18 protein-coding genes are annotated in these 23,924 nt (G+C 56.2%); 12 read left to right on the top strand and 6 right to left on the bottom strand.

Annotated elements, in window-relative coordinates:
- Positions 1 to 27 precede the first annotated feature (27 nt).
- The 8 genes from N5C91_RS29370 (at position 28) to N5C91_RS29335 (ending at position 10,683) form a co-directional block, all read left to right on the top strand.
- Positions 28 to 1,443, top strand: coding sequence for an ATP-binding protein (locus N5C91_RS29370; RefSeq protein WP_279833897.1), 1,416 nt, complete (start codon positions 28 to 30; stop codon positions 1,441 to 1,443).
- Between the two features lie 3 nt (positions 1,444 to 1,446).
- Entirely contained in the window at positions 1,447 to 2,442 is a 996-nt protein-coding gene (locus N5C91_RS29365; protein ID WP_279833896.1) for an O-methyltransferase, read from the top strand.
- A 13-nt stretch (positions 2,443 to 2,455) separates the two neighbouring features.
- Positions 2,456 to 2,578 (top strand): hypothetical protein, encoded by a 123-nt coding sequence (locus N5C91_RS29360; protein WP_279833895.1) that lies wholly within the window; start codon positions 2,456 to 2,458, stop codon positions 2,576 to 2,578.
- A gap of 9 nt (positions 2,579 to 2,587) precedes the next feature.
- Positions 2,588 to 6,619: a DISARM system helicase DrmA gene (drmA, locus tag N5C91_RS29355; protein ID WP_279833894.1), complete on the top strand. Its 4,032-nt coding sequence runs from the start codon at positions 2,588 to 2,590 to the stop codon at positions 6,617 to 6,619.
- Between the two features lie 2 nt (positions 6,620 to 6,621).
- Positions 6,622 to 8,478 carry a DUF1998 domain-containing protein gene (locus N5C91_RS29350; RefSeq protein ID WP_279833893.1) on the top strand — a complete coding sequence of 619 codons (1,857 nt, stop codon included), beginning with the start codon at positions 6,622 to 6,624 and terminating at the stop codon, positions 8,476 to 8,478.
- Between the two features lies 1 nt (position 8,479).
- Entirely contained in the window at positions 8,480 to 9,244 is a 765-nt protein-coding gene (gene drmC, locus N5C91_RS29345) for a DISARM system phospholipase D-like protein DrmC (RefSeq protein ID WP_279833891.1), read from the top strand.
- Between the two features lie 75 nt (positions 9,245 to 9,319).
- Positions 9,320 to 10,147: an HNH endonuclease gene (locus N5C91_RS29340; protein ID WP_279833889.1), complete on the top strand. Its 828-nt coding sequence runs from the start codon at positions 9,320 to 9,322 to the stop codon at positions 10,145 to 10,147.
- A 101-nt stretch (positions 10,148 to 10,248) separates the two neighbouring features.
- Positions 10,249 to 10,683, top strand: a complete 435-nt coding sequence (locus tag N5C91_RS29335; RefSeq protein WP_079392153.1) for a very short patch repair endonuclease — start codon at positions 10,249 to 10,251, stop codon at positions 10,681 to 10,683.
- Here N5C91_RS29335 and N5C91_RS29330 read toward each other — a convergent pair.
- The 4 genes from N5C91_RS29330 to N5C91_RS29315 form a co-directional block, all read right to left on the bottom strand.
- Positions 10,628 to 11,698, bottom strand: a complete 1,071-nt coding sequence (locus N5C91_RS29330; protein ID WP_079392154.1) for a DNA cytosine methyltransferase — start codon at positions 11,696 to 11,698, stop codon at positions 10,628 to 10,630. The two genes, N5C91_RS29335 and N5C91_RS29330, sit on opposite strands and share 56 nt — an antisense overlap.
- A 5-nt stretch (positions 11,699 to 11,703) precedes the next feature.
- On the bottom strand, positions 11,704 to 12,066 hold the full coding sequence (locus N5C91_RS29325) for a hypothetical protein (protein ID WP_279833888.1): 363 nt from the start codon (positions 12,064 to 12,066) through the stop codon (positions 11,704 to 11,706).
- Between the two features lie 229 nt (positions 12,067 to 12,295).
- Positions 12,296 to 12,766 (bottom strand): hypothetical protein, encoded by a 471-nt coding sequence (locus N5C91_RS29320; RefSeq protein ID WP_279833887.1) that lies wholly within the window; start codon positions 12,764 to 12,766, stop codon positions 12,296 to 12,298.
- A 380-nt stretch (positions 12,767 to 13,146) separates the two neighbouring features.
- The gene (locus tag N5C91_RS29315; RefSeq protein ID WP_279833886.1) at positions 13,147 to 14,541 is read right to left on the bottom strand and encodes a site-specific integrase; all 1,395 of its coding nucleotides are present in this window, start codon (positions 14,539 to 14,541) and stop codon (positions 13,147 to 13,149) included.
- A gap of 451 nt (positions 14,542 to 14,992) precedes the next feature.
- Here N5C91_RS29315 and N5C91_RS29310 point away from each other — a divergent pair, with 451 nt between their 5' ends.
- The 4 genes from N5C91_RS29310 (at position 14,993) to N5C91_RS29295 (ending at position 22,314) form a co-directional block, all read left to right on the top strand.
- Entirely contained in the window at positions 14,993 to 18,001 is a 3,009-nt protein-coding gene (locus N5C91_RS29310) for a type I restriction endonuclease subunit R (RefSeq protein WP_279833884.1), read from the top strand.
- Entirely contained in the window at positions 17,991 to 19,280 is a 1,290-nt protein-coding gene (locus N5C91_RS29305) for a restriction endonuclease subunit S (protein WP_279833882.1), read from the top strand. Before N5C91_RS29310 ends, N5C91_RS29305 begins: the two co-directional genes overlap by 11 nt.
- Complete coding sequence (locus N5C91_RS29300; RefSeq protein ID WP_279833880.1) at positions 19,277 to 20,476, top strand: anticodon nuclease; 1,200 nt, start codon at positions 19,277 to 19,279, stop codon at positions 20,474 to 20,476. Before N5C91_RS29305 ends, N5C91_RS29300 begins: the two co-directional genes overlap by 4 nt.
- Before the next feature lie 230 nt (positions 20,477 to 20,706).
- Positions 20,707 to 22,314: a type I restriction-modification system subunit M gene (locus N5C91_RS29295; protein WP_279833878.1), complete on the top strand. Its 1,608-nt coding sequence runs from the start codon at positions 20,707 to 20,709 to the stop codon at positions 22,312 to 22,314.
- A gap of 259 nt (positions 22,315 to 22,573) precedes the next feature.
- Here the strand turns inward: N5C91_RS29295 and N5C91_RS29290 are convergent, their stop codons facing one another.
- Both N5C91_RS29290 and N5C91_RS29285 read right to left on the bottom strand, forming a co-directional pair.
- Positions 22,574 to 23,068 carry a BRO family protein gene (locus N5C91_RS29290; protein WP_279833876.1) on the bottom strand — a complete coding sequence of 165 codons (495 nt, stop codon included), beginning with the start codon at positions 23,066 to 23,068 and terminating at the stop codon, positions 22,574 to 22,576.
- Positions 23,069 to 23,677: 609 nt separating this feature from the next.
- Positions 23,678 to 23,924 (bottom strand): hypothetical protein (locus N5C91_RS29285; RefSeq protein WP_279833875.1); only part of this gene is annotated, 247 nt, incomplete at its 5' end.

The following is a 23,924-nucleotide window of genomic DNA, read 5'->3' as shown; positions in this document are numbered from 1 at the left end:
GAAGATCCGAACAAATAGGACTTGTATATGACCAAACCTACCGAAGATCGCGCACAGGCGAGCCCGACCAAACAGTTCTTCGTATCGATGCTGACGCGCGACATTAGCCTTGCCGACGCTATCCTGGATTTGCTCGACAATTGCTTGGATGGTGCATTGAGGCTTGTTCACGGCGACCAGGTCGACTATGCCAAGCATTTCGTGAAGATCGAGATCGCTGGAGATCATTTCTCCATTGCCGACAACTGTGGCGGAATCCCTCGTGATGTCGCCAAAAACTATGCGTTCAAGATGGGCCGTGAGCCTGACGACGACCGTGATTCAGATGCTGAAACTATCGGGATGTACGGGGTCGGTATGAAGCGCGCCATCTTCAAGATGGGACGTAACGCTTTGGTGCGGACGCGGCATGGCGAGGATACGTTCGAGGTGCCGATCACTTCGGAATGGCTTGACGCAAAGAACTGGGATCCCCTGCCGATAAATGAGCCGAGCGAGGCTAACGAAAAACTCGACGAGCCCGGTACTACCATTCTCGTTCAAGAGCTTCACGAAGGCGTCGCAAGACACTTTGGCAACGCGGCTTTCGAGAACGAGGTGCGTACCGCGATCGCTGAGCACTTCACGATGTTCCTCCAGTGGGGGCTCCAAGTGGAGCTCAACGGTGAGCCTGTTCTGCCCGTTCGGGTCGAAGTGCTCGTTACGGAGGATGAGGACAGTCCCGCCCCTTACGTTTTCCAGAAGACGATAGATGATGTGCTCGTTTCCATTACCGTCGGATTGAACACTTCCAAGAGTCTTAGCGATGACGATGAAGATGACGTCGGCTTCGAAGGGGATCGCTCATCTTCTACCTCTGGTTGGACGGTGCTCTGCAACGATCGTGCAGTCATTGTTGGTGATAAGAACCGTTTGACGGGATGGGGAGACGGTATTCCGCTCTACCACCCGCAGTTCTCCATAATCACGGGGATCATCGAGTTCAGGTCGCATCGTGCTGACAAGCTTCCTGTCACCACGACGAAGCGCGCCCTAGACACTTCATCGAACGTCTGGTTGGAGTCCCTCGTCAGGATGAAGGAGGGTATGCGGATATGGATCTCCTACACCAACCAGTGGAAGAACCACCCACGTGCCGATCAATCCCGCTACTGGGCAGATGCTCGGCCGATGCCACTTGGCAAGGTTATAGCGGCTATCGAATCACGCAAACTCGCCAAGAAGCCGGACGGCCACATTGAATTCAATCCCCTGAAGGCCAAAGTGCTGCCAGTGCCGGAAGAGAAGAAGCCTTCTTCCCGAAGAATAGTGTTCTCCCGGCCTATCGAGGAAGTGCGTCTTGTCTCGAAGATGTTGTTCGATGACCAGGAAGAAAAGCCAGGCATCGTTGGCGAAGCTTGCTTCGAGATGCAGCTGGTGAAGGCTAGGAAGCAGGGAGACTGAGCGATGAGTGCCGGTTCTTCTCTTCCTTATAAGTTGCGGCCCAACAAGGCTGTGGATCGAGAGCTCTTCCTGTCGCTGCTGATGCGGCTTGCTCCAAGATTCGGACTTGAAAAGTACCACTACGTTGGCCTGGGTGGCCCATTCCTCGAAGACTTTCGGCTGGTCCACGCACGATTGGGCATCGAAAGAATGACCTGCATCGAGACCGAAGAGGAGGTTCATAAGCGCCAGCTTTTCAACCGTCCGATAGCTTCAATCGAGTGCATTCATCGCGGCCTTGAAGACTATCTTGACGAGACTGATTTCGACTCGCCCGCCATCATCTGGTTCGATTACACGGAGCCTAGTGGCATCACTTCGCAGATTGAGCGCTTCGCGCGAACGATCGGAACTGTGCCGATAGGGAGCATTCTACGCGTTACCCTCAACGCCAATCCGGCATCGTTGGGCAGGCCAGATCCGAAGGATCTGTCCGTCGAGGTCGATGGTGAGGTTTCGGGGGATCGGGCACAGAAGCCAACGATCCAGGAGTGGCGGCTCGCGCGCTTCAAGTCGCGTTTGGGTGGGCTCTTTCCAAGTGGGCTGAGCGCTGACGGTATGAACTTCAAGAGCTATGGTTCGAGTCTGCTTCGGGTACTCAAGCTGGCGGTCGACAGAGAGGCTCTTAGCTTCAAGGACCGACAGATCGTCTGGGCGTTGGCTACTCACTACGCTGACGGTCAACCGATGGTGACGGCTTCACTCGTCGTTTGCCATCGTGATGACGAAGCAACCGAAGAGCTGATCAAGAACTGGGAGTTTTACTCCACGACCGATGTCCCGCACCGGCTGGATTTACCCGCTATCTCGACGCTTGAGCGCTTGACGATGGAGTCTGTGGAGGAGCCACAGAGGATAATGGGGTTCGACCTGCCGCGTTCCGATATGGGGGAGGATCCATTTGGTGTTTTCAGAAAGTTCTACAGGATCTATCCGCATTTCTCGCGGGTAGAGCTATAGGGCGGGAGTGGGTATGAAGATCACCCGCATCAAGCACTATGACGCGCTGATGCTCGGGGCTCAGGTGGCTTACTCGGCCTACATCGAGAAAACTAAGGCGTCCGATAAGCTGGAAGATATCGTGAATGGGGTTTGAAGAATGAGCATGGAAGAGATGCTGCAGAACAGCGCCCCAGAGGCTTGGATAGTCGTCGATCGTGGCTTGGTGCGTGACGCTCGTTTGGCCGATAAGGTTGTCTATCTGAAGGGGGGCCATACCGCGTTGCGCGAAGGGGCGTGGGTACTGGTTTTGAACCCGGCCGGCGGCATCGTACGTGTCGGTCATGTCTTGCGTATCCGAGTCGATACGGAAGGCACCGCGCTGTACTTCGACAAGGTCAAGACGATAGTGCCTGTGGTAGGGATCGGCAGCACCGGTTTGCTGCCTCCGACCGTTGGAAGCGTCACACGTGCTCCCTGGACCGAGTTCGCAGAGGCTATCCCTCGTGCATTGGGCGTCACGCTCGCCGACATTCCGCTGATCGAGAACGAAGCTTACATTCGAGAGCTTTTGCAGTACGCCATCATGGACGACCTTTTGGGGCCTGCCGGTGGCCCGGAGGAGCTCATCGTCGATATGAGCGTTCGCGATCGTTACCTCGTCGGCAAGCTCGCGCCGATGGAGAACTCAGAGCGCGGTGAGGATGTGGCTCCCCCCGAAGAGAATGAGGAGGGCGAGCCTGCGGATCTGGAGCCGAAGGTCCAGTCGAACAAGGTCGACTCTCCCCAAAAGACTGGTGGCGGTGATTCCGAAGCGGAGGAAGAGGTGGACACGGCCTCGAACCAGTCGCTCGCACCGTCGAGCTTGGGGTTCACTTTTTGCGTCGACGGCAATGCGGAAAGCCTCAAGGTGGTGGTGAGTTGGGGGCGCTATGAGCGCTTCGAGTCCGATGATCCTGCTCATGCCAAGGTGGTCAAGAAGGCGGTACGTGACGCCGAGGGGCGGGTGATCAATACCACCGAGCAGGTTCTCAAAGCCAAAGTCTGGCGGCGCAAGCCTTCCGGCGGGACGTTTCAATTGGCGCTGAAGGATGGAGTGATCTCTCCCGTAATTCCGGATTCGGCCTGCCCAGAGGTGCGGATCCAGGGCACGATACGTTCACCCAACGAGAAGGGTGAACGCCTGGTTACGCTGTTTCTGGTCAACAGCCAGATAGAGCCGCCAGAAAATCGTGATACCGCCTGGGTGTTCCAACCGGAAATCCTAGTGCGTGCCAGTGGCGAAAGCGCGGTGAAGGATATTTTCCGTCGCCGCCCCGCTCTGGAGGCGGATGCTGGCGCTGCGGACGATGACGATTTCCGCGAGCGCTTGGCGCTGGAGATGATCTATCGAGATCGGGTCGAGTTCGCAGTGGGCCATGGCGTCGCAGTGCATGCGGTGGCGGGCCCAGATGTGGCTAGGGCGGTAGAGCTAAGCACGGCGGTGATGCCGCAGTACGAAGTGCCCGTCACTGAAACGCCGGGCTTGGATCCGCAGGACCGGCCAGCGATGCGCAGATTGGTCGACGAAGGTCTGCTGGATATGAAGCGGCTGGCTGATCTGGAGAAAGGCGAGCTCGTCGCTGCACTCGGGATACTGACCGAGGACTATTCGGCATGGATCGACGATCAGCGCGCACGCATCGAAATCGATACGGCCGGCTATGTGCAGCAGGCCGATGAGGCGCTGAGCCACTGCGAGTCGATCCTGGTTCGTCTGCATGAGGGCGTGGGGTTGCTGGCGACGGATGACAAGGCCCTAGCAGCCTTCCGTTTCGCTAACCGAGCGATGGCGATCCAGCGGGTGCATAGCGCGTTCGCTTTGCAGCGTCGTCGAGGACGAACTGTCGAGCTAGGGGAGTTTGATGTGCCTAAGAACCGCTCCTGGCGTCCCTTCCAGCTGGCCTTCCTGTTGCTATCCGTTCCGGGGCTGACCGATCCGAAGCATACGGATCGCATTCAGCCTCTGCAGGCCTATGCGGATCTGCTCTGGTTCCCTACGGGCGGCGGCAAGACCGAGGCCTATTTGGGCGTGGCTGCATTCACCATGTCGATTCGCCGCCTGCAAGGGAACTTGGGGGGCTACGATTCATCTCGCGGGCTGGCAGTGATCATGCGCTACACCCTGCGTCTATTGACTTTGCAGCAGTTCCAGCGGGCTACCGCGTTGATCTGCGCAATGGAGCATATTCGTCGTGAGGCTCTCGCCACGGGCGATAAGTCACTTGGCGAGAGCGCATTCACCATCGGCCTTTGGGTCGGCAACAAGGTGACGCCAGGTACCACGGAGGATAGCCACAAGTTCATCGAGGCCATTCGTACCCCGGGGAGAAACCCTACCGGAATGGCTTCGCCGGCGCAGCTGACAGGTTGCCCGTGGTGCGGGACGGAGATCGACCCGAAGAGAGATATCGAGGTCGACAAGATAGCTGGGCGTACGACGATCTATTGCGGCGACAAGCTGAGTGCCTGTGACTTCTCTCGTGGCCGTTCGAGCAAGCAGGCACACCCTGGTTTGCCGGTGATGGTCGTGGACCAGGAGATGTATCACCGCCCACCGTCGATGATGATCGCCACGGTGGACAAGTTCGCCATGATGGCGTGGCGTGGTTCGGTACGGAACCTGTTCGGTCGGGTATCGAGGGAGTGCTCCAGGCACGGATTGCTCTGGCCTGGCTCGGAGTGCATTACCGGTCACAAGTCTGTCCCGGGTAGGGCGGCAGCTGCAACGGTCAAGGCAGTTTCTCCGGTGCGGCCTCCGGATCTGATCATCCAGGATGAGTTCCACCTGATCAGCGGTCCCTTGGGGACCATGGTCGGCCTCTATGAGAGCACGGTCGATGAACTGTGTACCTGGCAGTTGGATGGTGAATCGATCCGTCCGAAGGTGATCGCCTCCACCGCTACCGTGCGTAAGGCGCAGCAGCAGGTCAACAACGTCTTCATGCGCCAGGTCTCGGTGTTCCCGCCCCATGGCTTGGACGTCGAGGACAACTTCTTCTCGGTGCAGAGGCCTATCGAGCAGAAACCCGGCCGGCGCTATCTGGGAATCTGTGCTCCGGGCAGCTCACGGCCGGCTATGTTGATCCGTGTCTACACGGCAGCGCTGACCGCGGCTCAAGCACTGTTCGATCGATTTGGCAAAGCCGCCGACCCTTACATGACCATGGTGGGCTACTTCAACTCGTTGCGAGAGCTGGGTGGCATGAAGCGTCTGGCCGAGGACGACGTGCAGACTCGTGCGTACCGTGTACAAATGAGCATGGTGCAGCGACCTGGTCTGGCCCAGCGCAGCGTCATGAATATCCGAGAGCTGACTTCTCGGGTTTCGAACCAGGACATTCCAAAGTATCTAGATCAGCTCGAAGTGATGTTCAAGTCCGAATGGGATCCCGAGAAAGGTAGGTACGTGACCAAATGGGAGGAGGGCGATGCGCGTGCCATCGACATCGTGTTGGCGACCAACATGCTGTCGGTCGGTGTTGACGTCAACCGGCTGGGCATCATGGCCGTCAATGGTCAGCCGAAAGGGACGGCGGAGTACATCCAGGCGACCAGCCGTGTGGGGCGTCAATTCCCCGGTCTGGTCTGTACCGTCCTGACGTGGGCTCGCCCGCGTGATCTCTCGCATTACGAGACCTTCGAGCATTACCACGCGACCTTCTACAAGCACGTCGAAGCGCAATCGGTCACTCCGTTCTCGCCGCGTGCGATGGATCGAGGTCTGACCGGGGCGATGCTGTCGCTGATCCGCGCCAAGAGCGAGGAATTCGCGCCGAACGAGGGCGCACAGAGTCTCAAGCAGCCGAACCAGGCGGAAATGCTGGATGCCATGAGAGTGTTGGAAGCGCGAGCCGACAACATCGCGGAGGCTCCTGCGAAGAAGCTCGCTGGCGATATGCTCAAGCAGCGGGCGGATCAGTGGGTAAATGAGGTGATGCAGGGCAATCGCATCTTGGCATACGAGAAGCGTGGGCCAGAGAAGGATCTGACCTTTCCCTTGATCAGGGCGCCTGGAACGCACACTTGGGATAACTGGACGGTGCCCATGTCGATGCGTGAGGTCGAGCCTGGCGTTCGCTTGGTCATGAACTCGGCGAAGATCAAAGATGATATCCAATGGAAGCCTCGCCCCGCGGCGGCTGATAAGGACGAATGAAGATGGCGCACGAAAAGACTCCCGTTGGCTCGGTACGACCCAGCCAACTGCTGTGGACCTACGGTCCTGGTGCCCTCGTCGACTTGCCGAATCTGTCGGTCGTGACTTCCGGTATCGACGTCTGGGAAAAGGATCGTTGCCACCTGGTGATCGAGAATCGCCTGCTCGCCGCAGTGCAAAAAGCGCTCGGTCCTCAGGTCGAATCGTTACGAATGCCGCCGTTCACCAAGAGTGAGTCGGTGGATCCTTTCTCTGCCGAAGCCAGCGTCGGGGTTCCTGTTCGTCCTTTTCCTCGCTGGTTGCGCTGTGTGAAGTGCGGGCTTCTTTCTCCCTATGACAGTGGTTTGTTCGAGCTCAAGGAAAGCCGGTACCGCCCCGAGGCGACACGTTTCGTTCATCAGGGCTGCCGAGGCTCCAAAGGGGATCAACCCGCTAAGGATGCAGATGCCGTCCCGGCACGTTTTCTTTTGGCTTGTAAGAACGGACATCTGGACGACTTCCCTTGGCAGTGGTTCGTCCACAGTGGGCCCAGCGATTGCAAAGGCACGCTGCGATTCTTCGAAAGTGGTGCTTCCTTACAGACTGAGAACCTTTGGGTCAAATGCGACACGTGCGGTGCATCGCGCAATATGGCTCATGCCTTCGGGCAGCTCGGTAAGGAGAACCTGCCGGGCTGTCGTGGACGGCATCCTCATTTGGATCAGTTCGAGCCGGATTGCGATGCCGAGCCACGGGCCGTGCTGTTGGGGGCAACCAACAGCTGGTTTCCAGTCTCCTTGTCTGCGTTGGCGATACCTCAGGCAAAGGATGGTCTGGCGCAGCTGTTGGAGGATGGTTGGAGCTTCTTCAGCGATCTGGAGTCGCTCGATGAGGTTCCCCTGACCATCAAGCTGTTGAAGAAGACTGGCTCATTGCATGGAATCGAACAGTATTCCGCAGAAGACATTTGGGCAGGCATTGAGGCTCATCGTTCTGGAGATGGCGAGAGTGTCACCGAAGCTGACATCAAAGGCCCCGAGTGGCGGGTGCTGATCGAACCGGTGCCAGTGAATGACTATCCGCACTTCTTGTCCGAGGCAGTGGCCGTTCCTCAGGGTTTCCAAGGCAAGATCGCCAGGGTATTGCTGTTGAAGCGTCTGCGCGAGGTGAATGCCTTGCTAGGCTTCACGCGAGTCGAGGCGCCTGACGACTCGGGCGGCGGTGGGGCTGGACCCATCCAGGCACCGCTGTCACGTGCGAAGCCCGATTGGGTCCCCGCGAATCAGGTGCACGGGGAGGGCATCTTCCTTCAGTTCGACGAGCAGTCGATAGCTGAGTGGGAGCAGACAGCCGACGTTCAGGCTGCCGACATGAGGCTGCGTGGAGGGCACAAAGGTTGGAGAAACGCCCGCCATCTCTGTCCTCCGGATGACGGTTATCCAGGTGCCCGCTACGTGATGCTGCACACTCTGGCGCATCTGCTGATCCGAGAGTTGGCGTTGGAGTGTGGATACAACGCGGCCAGCATCAAAGAGCGGATCTATGCCGAGGTGAATGACGATGGCAGCCAGTGCGGCTTCATCATCTACACGGCCGCTGCGGATTCTGATGGTACCTTGGGTGGATTGGTCGAACTGGGCAAACCCGAGAACCTGGAGCGCCTACTGGTTCAGGCTTTGCGGCGTGCGCGCATTTGCTCCTCCGATCCCCTGTGCGCGGAGCATGATCCCCGGAAAGACCGTAGTTTGCATGCAGCAGCGTGCCATGCCTGCTCCTTCGTCGCGGAGACATCGTGCGAGTGTGGCAACCGTTATCTAGACCGGACGATGGTCGTGCCGACTTTCGAGAATGCCAAAGCGGCATTCTTCCCGGATGCTTGAGATGCGAGAGCTACTGGCAGCGGCGTCCGAGTTGGTTTCCATAGTCTCCTATGACCGCGTAGCGGCTTTGGCGGCGAAGGTCAGAGGAATGCAAGTCGCGAAGGCAGGCGATCTGAGGGCGGGACCACTGTCCGCGAAGGCCGACAACGTGCTCAAGGGGCTGGTCGGAGCCTGGAAGGCGTCGACCATTAGTGGCGAGACGCTCGCTGCAATGCTCTTGGCCGCTGCGCATGCGTTTCGTCATGCGGAGAGTCGACAGAGGGTCGAACTGGTGTGGACTGGGCCGACGACCGAGCTCGTTCCTGCTCGGCGAACCGAGCAGGCTTTGATACAGGTGATCAATACCGCTCAGCAACGGTTGTTCATCACCAGTTACGTCGCGTACGACATCGAGTCGATCGCCAGGGCTCTGAAGTCAGCGGCAGAGCGTGGCGTGAAGATCGAGTTTCTGATGGAGCTCTCGAGCGCTCAGGGTGGCAAGGTCAGCGTCGACCCTATCGGTAACCTGAAGAAGATCGTCCCCGATGCGCTTTTCTACGTCTGGAAAGACAAAGGTGCTGCGTTCGTCAATGGCAGCGTGCACGCGAAGGTCGCGGTGGCGGATGGAGTGTATTGCTTCATCACCAGTGCCAACCTGACTGGATACGCGATGGACCAGAACATGGAGGCTGGGGTATTGATATCTGGCACTTCTTTGCCCGAGCAGCTTCATCGACATCTGGAGGCGTTGGCGATTACAGGTGTGGTCATGCCTTTTGGTGGATGAGGGCTTGTCCAACTTGCGGGTCTGATGCTCTTGTAGTCACGGTTCTACTTACATTTATTAAAGGTCAGCCATGCCATGCGTGAAGAGCTTGTCGAGATGGCGTACTTTGAAACTTACTACTACGCGAACATTGTTCATAACGTTCTTGATAACCCGATGGGATATCTTCGTAACCTGAATAACTGGCACGAAGATCGGGAGATTGGATTATTTTTACAGCCTTTCCCTAAATGGAGCGTATTGCACGAGTTTGCGCAGTTCATTATTGAAGAGCTCATGTATGAGAGGATTGGCGACGTCGCTTCCACGGCTGCTCTGAGCAATTCAAGGAGCCAGTTGTGGGTCGATCAAGCACTTAAGCACCATGGTATCCAGATCCCTGGATTCCAAAATTGGTTAAAAGAAAAATCTGTTCTGCTGGAAGATGCAACGGAAGATCATATTTTCGATTACCACCAGGATCTTCATCTAACGGGGGAACTTGATGAGCTGCTCACCCAGCTTTCTAACGAGGTATTCTTTATTCTCTTCGGCAACAGGGCTCTGCTTGCCAAGCTAAATGCCTATGTGTCAGGCGTAGTTCAGGGTATAGAGAAGGCTGACTTGGAGCCTGAGCACTCTGCGCTATTGGTGAAGGATGGCGTACCAACCCGTGCTCATATCCCTGAGTGGGTAAGAAGAGCTGTATTTTTCCGTGATCGCGGAATGTGTGCGTCATGTAACAAAGACCTGAGCGGGTTGGTGACAATAGCTACCCCAAAACATTTCGACCATATCGTTCCCCTTGCGGAGGGAGGGATTAACGATGTAACGAACATGCAGCTTCTCTGTGATGCGTGCAACCTCGTCAAAGGCCGAAAGCTGGTTAAAACATCTAGTAGATACGAAGCGTGGTACACGTGAGTTTCAAATGAATTTAGGGCGGTTGATTTATTAAGAGGTGTGCTTGAAGTAAAGCTTGATTAGTTAACCAGAGAGGCTTGTGGTTAGCGGATACTTCGATAATGGGAGGTATGGCGTTGCGAGGTGACATCATGCGCGCGGTCAAGCGTGCCCACACTGGGCCGGAGATCATCGTTCGCCAAGCGTTGCATGCTCTGGGGCTCAGGTTCCGTCTGCATCGACGAGATCTCCCGGGTTCGCCGGACATAGTCCTGCCGCGATTTCGGACGGTGGTCTTCGTGCATGGGTGTTTCTGGCATCGACATCCTGGCTGCCGCTACGCGAGCACGCCGAAGACTAGGCAGGAATACTGGCTTCCCAAGTTTGGGGCAAACGTTCAGCGTGATGCAAAAAAAGAAGCCCAGCTACGAGAGCTGGGCTGGCGTGTATTGGTGATCTGGGAATGCGAAACTCGCAAGCCTGCAGAGCTTGAGGGGCGAATCAGGCGGGAATTTCCTGGCGCCGGTTCTGCTCGTACCTCTCGACATGGCGCATGAGACTTTCACCGATCACTTCACCCAGTCGGACCGGTACGGCATTGCCAATCATCCGACCCACTGCTTTGAACGTGATGTCTTTCGGCGGCATGAACTCATAATCCCTGGGGAAGGACTGCAAGATCGCCGCTTCTCGAAGAGACAATGCGCGGGCCTGCTCGTAATGACCAAATCGACCATTACCAAAGCCATAGCAGAGTGTGGTCATCGTGGGGCTCGGCTCATCTCTCTTCATTCGGCCATAGACGCTGGGGTAGGTTTTGCCGCTGGCCTTGCGGTGGCATTCTGCGACGAGGTGCGGTGGCCAATCCCGCCATGTACCTCCTTCACGAGAGTGCAGGATTCGCTGGAGATTGATCGGGGTCAGCGTAGCGGCGCGATGCATCGGATCATCCGGGTCGCAATCACCTGCTGCGATTCGGGGTAAATCACCGATCATTTCCATGACGCTGACAGGTGCATCACGGTGAGTGGGCTCAATGAGTTTGATCGGACCGAGCCTCGATGCCAGCAATACATGGCGACGCCGGTGCTGAGGTAGACCGTATTCAACGCAAGCCACACGGTTGGCCCACACTTTATAGCCCTGCCGCTCAAGGTTTTTCACGAAGTCGCCATAGACCTTGTGCTTGGTCACGTCTGGTACGTTTTCCATCGTGACCAGCTCCGGCTTGACCTGCCGGATCAGGCGCGCAAAATGATAGAGTAGTGGCCACTTGCTATCACTGCTGGTGTCCCGCCCTTGGTTGTAGGTGGAGAAGGGTTGGCAGGGCGCGCAGCCAGCAAGCAAGCGGTAACGGCCTTCGACTCTCGGGTACCAGGCGCTCAATTCCCTCTTGGTGAGTTTCTTGACGTCTTTGGCCACGAATACTGCATCATTGTTGACTTCGTAGGCGTGCTTGCACTGGGCCTCGATGTCGTAGCCGGCGTGGACGTCGATACCGGCATTACGCATGCCAGCGGTAAGGCCGCCAGCGCCACAAAAGAGGTCAACTGCATCAATCATAGGGTGAATCTTCTTCAAGCGAGGCGCATTTTAGTCACTCGAGGTTTCAAGTCGAGTGTCGGTTCTGTCGGGTAAGCCCATCCATCCTGGATGCGGAACATGACTTCGTCTTTTAGGAAGACATGAGCCGGATATTCGGTGATCTGATAACCCAATAGACTGACGACACCTAGCTCGAGGTACTCAATGAGCTGGACTTCCCAAACGAAAACACCGTGCTCGGTTTCAAGCTCGAACGGGGTGGAGTACTTCACCCAATCGTTGCCGGAACGCTCGCCGTCGTTGCTCTCAAGCTCTTCGATACCCTCGGACAGAAGGGGAAATTCTTGGCCATCCACCACGTAGCTGCCGTCGGTGCAGATCTCGATCCAGTACATTTCTAGTCATCCTTGGCATCGGTTGTGCGAGATCATCGATCACGTGACGCGTCACGTCAATTGTCAGGTTGCGATCGCTGCTTGGTGGCTAAGTGCCATTGAGGCCGCTAGGGTGCTAGTGAAGCCGTCCTCCATCGACAGGATGGTCTCTGCAGTGATAGCTGCAAGTGAGCGTGCCATGTTGTTCCCGAGAGAGAGATTCCAGGGCATCCGTCCAGATATTAGTCGTTTAGAGGCTGCGAGAGTTGCATTGGATCGGGCTGTCAATGCGGAGCGTTCGATGCGGTGGTGCTTGACTCTGTGGGGGCGCTTCGTCCGGATGCGAGATGGCTATCGATGCGTGCATTGCGAGTCTTCGCAAGGTATCCAGGCGCATCATATTTTTCGTCGTGCCACTTTTCCGGATGGGAAGTACGAGCTGGGCAACGGAATCACTCTTTGTCGAACATGCCATAAATCCTTGCACGTCCAGTTCAATGGGCGGCCTCTCGATAGAGAGCCGCTCAACGAACGCGGTGGTGACGACCAGGATGAAATGGCTTATCTCTACGGTCGCCTTGATGTCGATGCTGACGACCGAGGGCTCGATAAGGAGCGCTTCTATTTCATCAGCGACCGGATGTTGGAGTACTTCGTAGCGATGCAGGGATACGAGCCGCTTCTTCAGGCCGTACAGGCAGGGGAGACGAGTCGAATACATTTTGCGCACTCCATATGGCGGAGCATGTCTGAGCATTTCTATCAGACTGTCTATGGTCAGATCCTGGGTGCTGCATTCTCTACTGACCAGTAAATCCGACCTTTCGCCATTTGTTTATGCGACCAGTATGGATGATTTCATATGGAAGGGGACGCGCATGAGTTCTTTCATCCTGCTCGCGCTATAGGCAAGTAGACTCTTCCGATTGTCGGAGTGGATTCCGAGAGGCCGCTTTTAGCGGACATGGTGGAGCCGCTTGCTGTACTGAGGTACTGGAAAGATAGTCCTGGCGGCCTTCATTTTTAGAAATTTGGCTTCGGGCGTCGGAGTGCGATTGGAGGAGCTCAAGGCCCGCCACTTGGGGCGGTCTTTACGGCTACTTAGGTGGTCGAGGATGTACTTAGGATTGTTTCTAATTTCTCCCCGAGAGTCCGCCAAGCCTCCGTTTTCTCTTTCGCGTAGTCGTGATGCAAATAGTGCCGGCGTACCTTGGATCCACCCAGCAAGTGGTTTTGGCAACGATCAATGATCTCTAGAGTGATGCCTAGTTCCTGCATCATGGTTGCACCCGTGCGGCGCAAGTCGTGCGGGGTCCATTCACCTTTGGTGCCCTTGCTCAGCACCAGTGAATCGTCATGGTGACGGCCGGTAAGAGGTTTGCTGCGGTTCTTGAAGCGGCACTGTCGATCACCGATTAGTTTGCTGACTGTTTTGGTATCGACATGGCTATTGCCATCCTTGCTAGGGAAGCAGAACGGTGTATGGCTGGTTTCTTTATGCAGCCGCTTGAACTGCTCAAGGGCAAAGGCTGAAAGAAAGACGTGGTGATCCTGGCGCTTGCCTTTATGGCCCTTGGTTGCTTCGGCTGGGATGAACCAGGTGCCTTTTTCCAGATCCACATAGCGCCATTCTGATTTGAGCAGCTCGCCGATACGGCAGAGGGTGCTCAGGCAGATCCAGACGGCGCATTGTACGCGCGGATTGACCGGGCGGATGCCGGAGTATTTCTGGCCCGCAGGGAGGGCGCCGTAGTCGCGCTCAAGGCGGGCGAAGATGTCGCGTAGCTCGCAGATTTCGTCAGGAGAGAGCAGGCGATCACGCTGTTCCTCGTAGTCGTGGTCGAGCAGTTTGTCGACCTCTACCAGGTCGGCCGGGTTGCCGTCTGCCATGAGAGTGCGCCATGGCTTACGTTTCTCTCCCCAGCGCAGCATTTGGCCGATGTCCTTGCTGCGGATCACGACAGTGCGGTTCAAGCCGCGGGCTTTTACTGACCGTAGGACGTTGAGCAAGTCTTTCTCAGTCAGGGTGCGCAGAGGCTTCTTGCCAATGAGCGGCAGCACGTCCTTGGTGAAGCTGCGGCGCAGTTCGGCGTTACCGTCCTGGCGTGATACGCCATCACGCATCCACTCCTCAAAGAGGTCGGCGACTGTCTTGTTTTCTGCGGCCTGACGTTCAGCTTCGGCAATGGTCGCGGCGATGGCGGCCTGGGCTTCGATCTTGGCAGCCTTACGGGCAGCGGTGGGGTCGATCCCTTTGGCGGCTGTCGCTTTCACTTCGTCGCGTTCGGCCCGAATCTGCGCCAGCGACTTCTTGGGCCAGCTACCCAGGCGATGATCGCGCTTGGTGCCATCCAGTTTGAACTCGTAGCGAAACATGACAGTGATGCCGCGTACGCCAGCGCGAACCTTTGCGACCAGACCGCCGTCTTCACGCAGTGTCTTGCCGTCGTCGGCCGAGGTGAGCGCTTCCAGTTGCTTCGCCGTCAGTTTTGCCACCTTCTACCCCTTGCCCGTTTCGGTCGCTTTGGAATTTTGCCCCACTTTTGCCCCACCGAATCGCTTGGCTGTCGGTGGATGCTCATGGATCTTGATGGACGCTAATTTAGCCTGTATGCCCCGTATTTACTAGGGTGTAGGCGATCCATCGGTGTCCACTAGCGTCCATGTAAATCCATGAAATAAGCGCATGGGGTGCAAGGGGTCGAGTGTTCGAATCACTCCGTCCCGACCAAATTATCAATGAAAAAGGCCAGTCGGAAACGACTGGCCTTTTTCATTGGCCTTGTTAGGCGGGTTACATTCTAATTGCCATTGCTACACAGAGGTGGTGCTCGCTCAGGTCCACCAGCTTCATCTGCCGCACGCACGACCCTTCCCGCTAAGTACGTGGAAATTCATAATGGCCATGTTTTACTAAGGGCCAAATGAAGATTGCAGAGCATCCGCAATGAGTGAGCAAAAAATCGAGCAGGGCTTTATCGAGAAGCTAGTTGAGCTCAAGTACACCTACCGCGACGACATTACCGACCGCGCCTCGCTGGAACGCAACTTTCGCGAGAAATTCAACGCACTCAACCGCGTCACCCTGACCGATGGCGAGTTCGCCCGCCTGGTCGACGAGATCGTTACCCCCGATGTGTTCACGGCTGCACGCACCTTGCGCGAGCGTAATGCCTTCACCCGTGAAGATGGCACCCCGCTGAACTACGCCCTGGTCAACATCAAAGACTGGTGCAAGAACAGCTTCGAGGTGGTCAACCAGCTACGCATCAACACTGACAATAGCCACCACCGCTTCGATGTGCTCATCCTCATCAATGGCGTGCCGTGCGTTCAGGTCGAGCTGAAAACCCTGGGTGTCAACCCGCGTCGCGCCATGGAGCAAATCGTCGAATACAAGAACGACCCCGGTAACGGCTACAGCAGAACCCTGCTGTGCTTTCTGCAGATGTTCATTGTCAGCAACCGCGGCAACACCTACTACTTCGCCAACAACAACGCCCGGCATTTCTCGTTCAACGCCGATGAACGCTTCCTACCCATCTATCAGTTCGCCGACGAGGCGAACAAAAAGATCACTTATCTCGACCGCTTTGCCGAGACCTTCCTCGCCAAATGCACGCTTGGCCAGACGATCAGCCGCTACATGGTGCTGATCGCCAGCGAGCAGAAGCTCATGATGATGCGCCCGTATCAGGTCTATGCGGTCAAAGCCATCGTCGAGTGCATCGAGCAGAACTGCGGCAACGGCTACATCTGGCACACCACCGGCAGCGGCAAAACCCTCACGTCCTTCAAGGCTTCCACCCTGCTTAAGGACAACCCCGAGATCGAGAAATGCCTTTTCGTGGTCGATCGCAAAGACCTCGATCGCCAGACCCGTGAGGAATTCAACAAGTTCCAGGAAGGCTGTGTCGAGGAGAACACCAACACCGCTGCGCTGGTGCGCCGGCTGCTGTCCGATGACTACGCCGACAAGGTGATCGTCACCACCATCCAGAAACTCGGCCTCGCCCTGGATGAAAGCAGCAAGCGCAACAAGCAGCGCAAACGCAACGACCAGCCCACCTACAAAGAGCTGCTGGCACCGCTGCGCGACAAACGTATGGTGTTCATCTTCGATGAATGCCACCGTTCCCAGTTTGGCGACAACCACAAGGCCATCAAGGAGTTCTTCCCCAAGGCCCAGCTCTTTGGATTTACCGGCACGCCCATCTTCGAAGAGAACGCCACACGGGTAAAAGTGGAAGGCGAACAAGCGTCTTACCAAACCACCGATGAGCTGTTCGAGAAGCAGCTCCACGCCTACACCATCACTCACGCGATCGAAGACGCCAACGTGTTGCGTTTTCATATCGACTACTTCAAGCCAGAGGGCAAGAAAACGCCCAAGCCAGAGGAAGTCTTGGCCAAGCGCGCCGTGGTCGAAGCCATTCTGGCCAAACACGACATGGCCACCGCTCAGCGCCGTTTCAATGCCATTCTGGCCACGGCCAGCATCAACGACGCCATCGAATACCATGGACTGTTTGCCGAAGTGCAACAGGCCAAATGCCAAACCGACCCGGATTACCAGCCGCTGAATATCGTCTGCGTGTTCTCGCCGCCAGCCGAAGGCAATGCCGACGTCAAACAGATTCAGGAAGACCTGCCGCAAGAAAAGCAGGACAACGAAGAAGACCCGGAAGGCAAGAAAGCCGCGCTCAAAGCCATCCTGGCCGACTACAACCAGCGCTATGGCAGCAACCACAGCATCGGCGAGTTCGACTCCTACTATCAGGATGTGCAAAAGCGCATCAAGGACCAGCAATGGTCCAATGCCGACTACCCGTATGCGCAGAAAATCGACATTACCATTGTGGTCGACATGCTGCTCACCGGCTTCGACTCCAAGTACCTGAACACCCTGTACGTGGACAAGAACCTCAAGTACCACGGTTTGGTCCAGGCTTTTTCGCGTACTAACCGTGTACTGAACAGCACGAAGCCCTACGGAAACATTCTGGATTTCCGTCAGCAGCAGGAGGCGGTCGACACCGCCATTACCCGTTTCTCTGGTGAGCAGAGCGGCAAACCGGCCCGCGAAATCTGGCTGGTGGACAAAGCCCCTGTGGTGATTGAAAAACTCCAGGTTGCCGTGCAAAAGCTCGACGACCTCATGCGCTCCCAAGGCCTGGCCTGCACACCGGAAGACGTACACAACCTTAAAGGCGACGACGCTCGCGCCGCGTTTATCGGTCGCTTCAAAGAAGTGCAGCGCCTGAAAACCCAGCTCGACCAATACACCGATCTCACCGCCGACAACGCCGCTGCCATCGAACAGATTCTGCCGAAGGAAAGCCTGCTGGGCTTTCGCGGCGCCTATCTGGAAACGGCCCAGCGCCTCAAAGCCCAGCAGGAAAAGAACGACAAAGACGACGGCGGTAACAACGAGATCGTGGATCAGCTCGATTTCGAGTTTGTGCTCTTCGCCTCAGCCGTGATCGACTACGACTACATCATGGGGCTGATGTCGCGCTTCTCGCAGCAAGAGCCGAGCAAGCAGAAGATGAGCCGCGAACAATTGATCGGCCTGATCCAAGCCGATGCCAAGTTCATCAACGAGCGCGACGACATAGCCGCCTATATCGCCACCCTCAAGGCTGGCGAAGGCCTGAGCGAAAGCGCGATCCGCGACGGCTACAGCCACTTCAAGCAACTCAAGGACGCTGCCGAAATTGCGGATATTGCCAGCCGGCACCTGCTCGCCCCAGACGCCCTGCAAGCGTTCGTAGATTGCACTCTGCAACGCATGATCTTCGACGGCGACCAACTTAGCGACCTGATGGAGCCGCTCGATCTGGGCTGGAAAGCCCGTGCCCAGGCGGAAGAGGCGCTGATGAAAGAGTTGTACCCCCTTCTTAACAAACGTGCCCAAGGCCGCGAGATTTCAGGACTGAGCGCGTATGAGCAGTAAGCAACAAGCAAATGATGTGATGGAAGAGAACAAATCGGCATTAGTGCCGAAGCTGCGGTTTCCGGGTTTTGATGGATCGTGGTCTTATGACCCTCTTTCAAAAAACCTCAAGGAACACAGAATCAAAAATACTGCTGGCCGTGACGTTTTCTCGGTTTCGATGGAGTACGGCATTGTCAACCAGATCGAGCTTTTAGGTCGTAGTTTTGCTGCTGCTGATACTTCGCATTACACCATTGGGCGACAGTTTGATGTGGTTTACACAAAAAGTCCGTTGAAAGCTTTCCCATTTGGCATTGTGAAACAATGCAAGTTTAATGGTGAGGTGGCGCTCTCACCGCTATACGGAGTTTTCACCCCGAGCAACCCATATTTAGGTTTCTTGATCGAGGCCTATTTCGAATCGCCAAATCGATCAAAAGACTTCCTCGCCCCTCTTTGTCAAAAAGGGGCCAAAAATACACTTCAGATTACAAATACCACCTTTCTATCTGGCCGTTTGCCGCTTCCGACGCAATCAGCTGAACAGCAAAAAATCGCCGACTGCCTAAGTTCGCTGGACGAGCTGATCGCCGCGCAAGGCCGCAAAGTGGATGCACTCGAAATCCATAAAAAAAGTCTGATGCAGCAGCTTTTCCCCCGCGAAGGCGAAACCCAACCCCGCCTCCGCTTTCCTGAATTCCAAAACGCCGGGGAGTGGGAAGAAAAAAAGCTTGGCACCGTTTGTGAGATTCAACGCGGCAAGTTCTCTCATCGGCCACGCAACGATCCGAGGTTTTTCGGTGGGCAATATCCCTTCATCCAAACTGGTGACGTTGTTAAATCAGGAGGAGGGGCGGTTATTGCGAGCCAGTCATTGAACGAAGAAGGCTTGGCCGTTAGCAAGCTTTTCAAACCGACGATAGTATTGGTTACAATCGCCGCAAACATTGGAGACACAGGGTTACTTCAGACTGAAGGATGTTTCACCGACAGTGTTGTCGGGCTCATTCCAAAAAAGAACGTCACACCCGTGTTTCTCGAACTTATCATGCGGGGTCAGAAAGAGTATCTGAACAAAGTCGCGACTACTGGCGTGCAGAAGAATATAAACAACGAAATCCTGCGCGACGTCAGTGTTCTGTTGACTTCCGTTTCCGAACAACAGCGCATCGCTGACTGCCTCACCAGCCTCGACGAGTTAATCACCGCACAAACCCAAAAACTCGAAGCTCTCAAAACTCACAAAAAAGGACTAATTCAGCAGCTTTTCCCCACAACGGAGATGGTTGCGGCATGAGCGAGAAGGCAAAGATTCACCGCTATACCAGCCTGCGTGGGCTGGTCAACCGCCTGCGGGATGACCTGAACGGCGGTGGCCAGGATTTTGTGCTGCTTTACGCCTACAACGGCACAGGTAAAACGCGGCTGACGATGGAATTCAAAGACGCGGGTAAACGCAAGAACAAGGGCCAGCCCGACACTTTGTACTTCAACGCCTTCACCGAAGACTTGTTCCGCTGGGACAACGACTTGGAGCACGACCGCGAACGGCGGCTGCATATTAACCAAACGTCGAAGTTTTTCCGGGGCCTTAAAGACCTGGCACTGGATGAGCGCATCGCGTACTACCTGCGCCGCTATGCCGACTTCGGCTTCGACATTGACTACCAGAATTGGACTGTCAGCTTTAACAAGGGCGAGGATGACGCCGCGCCTCGGCATATCAAGGTGTCGCGAGGTGAAGAGAATATCTTTATCTGGTGCGTGTTCATGGCCATCTGTGAGCGGGTGATCGACGGGGCTGAGTCTTATCAATGGGTGGACTACCTCTATATCGACGACCCCATCACCTCGCTGGACGACAACAACGCGATTGCGGTGGCCAGCGACCTGGCCCGCTTGCTGCGCAAGGCCGAAGGCCGCTCCCGCGCCGAGCCTGACGCCGCAAATAGCCGTGGCGCGCCTGATGCTGCGCCACGGCTGATAGCAGCTTCGATCAAAGCAGTGGTGTCTTCACATCACGCGTTGTTCTACAACGTGGTGTGCAACGAACTGAAGACCGAAAAGCACAGAAAGTACCTCCTGCAGCGCCCCGAGCGCGGCAACGCCTACACCCTGCGGGCCACGGACGACACGCCGTTCTTCCACCACGTTTCCATTCTGGCGGAGCTGAAGAAGGCCAAAGACAGCGGCATGCTCTACACCTACCACTTCAACATGCTGCGCAGCATCTTGGAGAAGACCGCCACCTTCTTCGGGCGTGACGACTTTTCAGCCTGCATTCACGGCCTGGACGATGCCGAGCTGTTTGCCCGCGCCCTGAACCTGCTGAGCCACGGCAAGTACGACATTTACCAGCCCAGCGAGATGGTGGACGACAACAAGCGGCTATTCGGGGAAATTCTGGATGCTTTCTTGAGCCGCTATGAGTTCACCCTGCCCGAGGTTTTTGCACAGCCTGCCTCGAAACGACGTGGGGCTGCCCAAGCATGAGTGAACTGACCCGCTCCTATGCCGATATCAAATCCATCCTGACGCGAGCTCGCAGCCAAGCTAGATATCTGATGAACGCCGCCAAGCTTTGCGCCAATAGGCTGATTAGCTCGATTACCGGCGCATACTACCCACGATGAAGAATTGATTGCGGAGATCGAGCGCGAGAAACGCTTGATCGGCGGGCTCGACAGCGAGCTCCCAGCCGCCGAACCGGACGACGACAGGCCATGATCGAACAGAACCAAAAACAACTTGGTAATACTCTCTGGGCCATTGCCGACCATTTGCGTGGGGCGATGGATGCGGACGATTTCCGCGACTACATGCTGTCTTTCCTCTTCTTGCGCTACCTCTCTGATAACTATGAAGCGGTGGCCAAGAAGGAGTTAGGCAAGGATTACCCCAGTGTCGAAGGCGAAGACCTCCGTGTGCCGCTGGCGCTCTGGTATGCCAACAACCCGGATGACATCACCGAATTTGAAAAACAGATGCGCCGCAAGGTGCATTACGTCATCCAGCCACAGCACCTGTGGAACAGCATCGCCAATATGGCTCGTACCCAGCACGGAGAGTTGCTCACGACGCTGCAAGCGGGTTTCAAATACATCGAAACTGAGTCGTTCGAAAGCACCTTCCAGGGCCTGTTCTCTGAAATCGATCTGGGCTCTCCCAAACTGGGCAGAACCTATGTCGACCGCAATGCCAAGCTCTGCACTATCATCCAGAAAATCGCCGAGGGCCTGGCCGAGTTCTCCAGAGACATTGATGCCCTGGGCGATGCCTACGAATACCTGATCGGCCAGTTTGCCGCTGGCTCGGGCAAGAAAGCGGGCGAGTTCTACACCCCGCAACAGGTGTCCGACATCCTGTCCGCCATCGTCACACTCGACAGCCAAGACCCCAAGACCGGCACCAAGAAACACCTGGAAAGCGTGCTGGACTTTGCCTGTGGTTCGGGCTCATTGCTGCTCAACGTACGCAAGCGCATGGGTGCCCATGGCATCGGCAAGATTTACGGCCAGGAAAAGAACATCACCACCTACAACCTGGCCCGCATGAACATGTTGCTGCATGGAGTCAAGGACACCGAGTTCGAGATTTACCACGGTGACACCCTGAGCAACGACTGGGACATTCTGCGTGAGCTGAACCCGGCGAAAAAACCTGCGTTCGACGCTGTGGTCGCCAACCCGCCTTTCAGTTACCGCTGGGATCCCAGCGAAGCCATGGCCGATGACGTGCGCTTCAAGAATCACGGTTTGGCGCCTAAATCTGCGGCGGACTTCGCCTTCCTACTGCACGGCTTTCACTTTTTGAAAGACGAAGGCGTGATGGCCATTATCCTGCCCCACGGTGTGCTCTTCCGCGGCGGCGCCGAGGAGCGCATCCGCACCAAACTGCTGAAGGACGGCCATGTCGACACAGTTATCGGCCTGCCCTCCAACCTGTTCTATTCCACGGCCATTCCGGTATGCATTTTGGTGCTCAAAAAGTGCAAACAGCCGGACGATGTGTTGTTCATCAACGCGGCGGAGCTTTTCGACAAAGGTAAACGCCAGAACCAACTGACCGAAGAGCACATCGCCAAGATCATCGAGGCCTACCAGTTCCGCAAGGAAGAGCCCCGCTATGCACGCCGGGTGGGAATGGTGGAGATCGAGAAGAATGGCTACAACCTGAATATTTCCCGGTACATCAGCACTGCCAGCGTTGAGGTGGAGATCGACTTAAATGTGGTCAATGCCGAGTTGGTGGAGCTGGACGACCGCATTCGCAAGGCGCGTGATAAACATAACGCCTTCCTCAAAGAGCTGGGTTTGCCGCCTATAGTCTGAATTCCGCGCTGTAAAGCTGCACAAAGTTTGTGTCCATAGGCTAGTGGTTTTTGCGGAAAATCGCTGAAAACCGTCGGATGGCTTAGAGCAACAGCACCTGTGAGTGCTAAAAATTATCCTAATAAAATCAGATACTTATAAGTTCGACCTCCGCATGGGGCATGGGGTAGAGTGTTCGAATCACTCCGTTCCGACCAAGTCTAAAAGGCCGATTCAGCAATGAACCGGCCTTTTGCATTTCTCTTCCCGCAAAAATTCCCTATATCGACCGCCAGCTCGGCGCGTCTCTCAGCGCCCAATCATCCTGTGTCGCCAGGAAAGTCGGCAGATCCCGTCGTGCGATCCAGATTTCTCCTTGCCACTTGATGACGCCGATAGGTTGGTCGGCCCAGGTCATGAAGGCGCGGCGGGGGTTGGTGTCGGGGATGTGCTGGGAGTCGTGGAGGGTGGGGAGGACTTCGTCGCTGAGCCATTTGGCGATGTTGCGGTGTTCGGGGTGCCAGAAGCGGTAGAGGGCTTTGTAGGCGCCGGATTCGCTGATGACTTCCACTTCTTCGCGGAAGCCGCTGAGGTATTCCAGGATGACGGCGCGTTTTTGTTCCGGGTCCATGCGCTTTGGCAGGCGATAGGGGCGGCGGGCGTTGATCAGGAGCGCGAAGTCGTGGGCGACGAACCAGGGTTGGCGGTCGATCAGGACGGTGCGCAGTTGATAGGTGTGGCGTTGGAAGATGACAGGCTTGTAGGCGTCTTGCATGGTGAAGCTCCATCTACGAGGTTGAGGAGCCGCCACGCTTCGTCGTCAAACGAAGGGTGGCGGACCGCGCAGGGTTGACGAACCGGGAGATGGAACCGGCAGACCCGAGGGTCTCCCCGCGCGATCCGCCATAGAGCCAGTAGTGAATACTACAGGCATGAAAGGGCCTACAGGAAACTGTTGCTGTTTCCCGCATGCGCTTCCAGCGCTTTCGCGCCATCTCAGTTCAGGTCGTCAAACCAGGCCACGGGATGACCGTGACGGGCGGAGGATGGATGAGGGCTTTCCGAGGCGGCAACCTGCAAAGCGCGTAGGAATCTGGGAAGCCTGCCTTGAGATGGGCGGTTCAGCGGCGTCGTCTCTATATGGGGCGCGATTCAGTTGCATGGTCGGTGCTGATGCGCCAGGGTAGTGCGGCTGCAGGACGGAGCTCCTTCTATATAGAAGGAGGAGGGGAGAAGCCTTTTGTCATCTTTCTGCAAAAAGTCGTTGACGGCCAATTTAAACTCCCTATAATGCGCACCACTCCCAGCGACGAAGCGCTGAAAGAACTTGAAAATCAAGTACTTACAGAGATTCGAAGGTGAGAGTGGTGATCAGGCAGGTGATTCACTTGTCGCTCTTCATTAGCTGCTCCGGCAGTGAGCTGAAAAGAAGGTCGCCGAGGTGCTTGACAGTGAGTTTGATCGCTGTAGAATGCGCCTCCCGCTGATGAGAGGTTTGGCTTCTCGGAAGTCCAAGCGATTGAGTAGAAAAGAAATTTTCGAAAAATAAAGCTTGACGAAAGATGAGGTTAGCGTAGGATGCGCGCCTCGGTTGAGACGAAAGCCTTAACCAACTGCTCTTTAACAAGTTG

The organism is Pseudomonas sp. GD03903 (assembly GCF_029840045.1).
Taxonomy (GTDB): Bacteria; Pseudomonadota; Gammaproteobacteria; order Pseudomonadales; family Pseudomonadaceae; genus Pseudomonas; species Pseudomonas pseudonitroreducens.
The sequence above is the reverse complement of the archived record's forward strand: the minus strand, read 5'-3'. Positions and strand labels throughout refer to the sequence as shown.

Coding starts and splice junctions, on each gene's coding strand:
- N5C91_RS29370 (WP_279833897.1), top strand. CDS start 28: ATGACCAAACCTACCGAAGATCGCGCACAGGCGAGCCCGACCAAACAG.
- N5C91_RS29365 (WP_279833896.1), top strand. CDS start 1,447: ATGAGTGCCGGTTCTTCTCTTCCTTATAAGTTGCGGCCCAACAAGGCT.
- N5C91_RS29360 (WP_279833895.1), top strand. CDS start 2,456: ATGAAGATCACCCGCATCAAGCACTATGACGCGCTGATGCTCGGGGCT.
- drmA (WP_279833894.1), top strand. CDS start 2,588: ATGGAAGAGATGCTGCAGAACAGCGCCCCAGAGGCTTGGATAGTCGTC.
- N5C91_RS29350 (WP_279833893.1), top strand. CDS start 6,622: ATGGCGCACGAAAAGACTCCCGTTGGCTCGGTACGACCCAGCCAACTG.
- drmC (WP_279833891.1), top strand. CDS start 8,480: ATGCGAGAGCTACTGGCAGCGGCGTCCGAGTTGGTTTCCATAGTCTCC.
- N5C91_RS29340 (WP_279833889.1), top strand. CDS start 9,320: ATGCGTGAAGAGCTTGTCGAGATGGCGTACTTTGAAACTTACTACTAC.
- N5C91_RS29335 (WP_079392153.1), top strand. CDS start 10,249: ATGGGAGGTATGGCGTTGCGAGGTGACATCATGCGCGCGGTCAAGCGT.
- N5C91_RS29325 (WP_279833888.1), bottom strand. CDS start 12,066: ATGTACTGGATCGAGATCTGCACCGACGGCAGCTACGTGGTGGATGGC.
- N5C91_RS29320 (WP_279833887.1), bottom strand. CDS start 12,766: ATGTATTCGACTCGTCTCCCCTGCCTGTACGGCCTGAAGAAGCGGCTC.
- N5C91_RS29310 (WP_279833884.1), top strand. CDS start 14,993: ATGAGTGAGCAAAAAATCGAGCAGGGCTTTATCGAGAAGCTAGTTGAG.
- N5C91_RS29305 (WP_279833882.1), top strand. CDS start 17,991: ATGAGCAGTAAGCAACAAGCAAATGATGTGATGGAAGAGAACAAATCG.
- N5C91_RS29300 (WP_279833880.1), top strand. CDS start 19,277: ATGAGCGAGAAGGCAAAGATTCACCGCTATACCAGCCTGCGTGGGCTG.
- N5C91_RS29295 (WP_279833878.1), top strand. CDS start 20,707: ATGATCGAACAGAACCAAAAACAACTTGGTAATACTCTCTGGGCCATT.
- N5C91_RS29290 (WP_279833876.1), bottom strand. CDS start 23,068: ATGCAAGACGCCTACAAGCCTGTCATCTTCCAACGCCACACCTATCAA.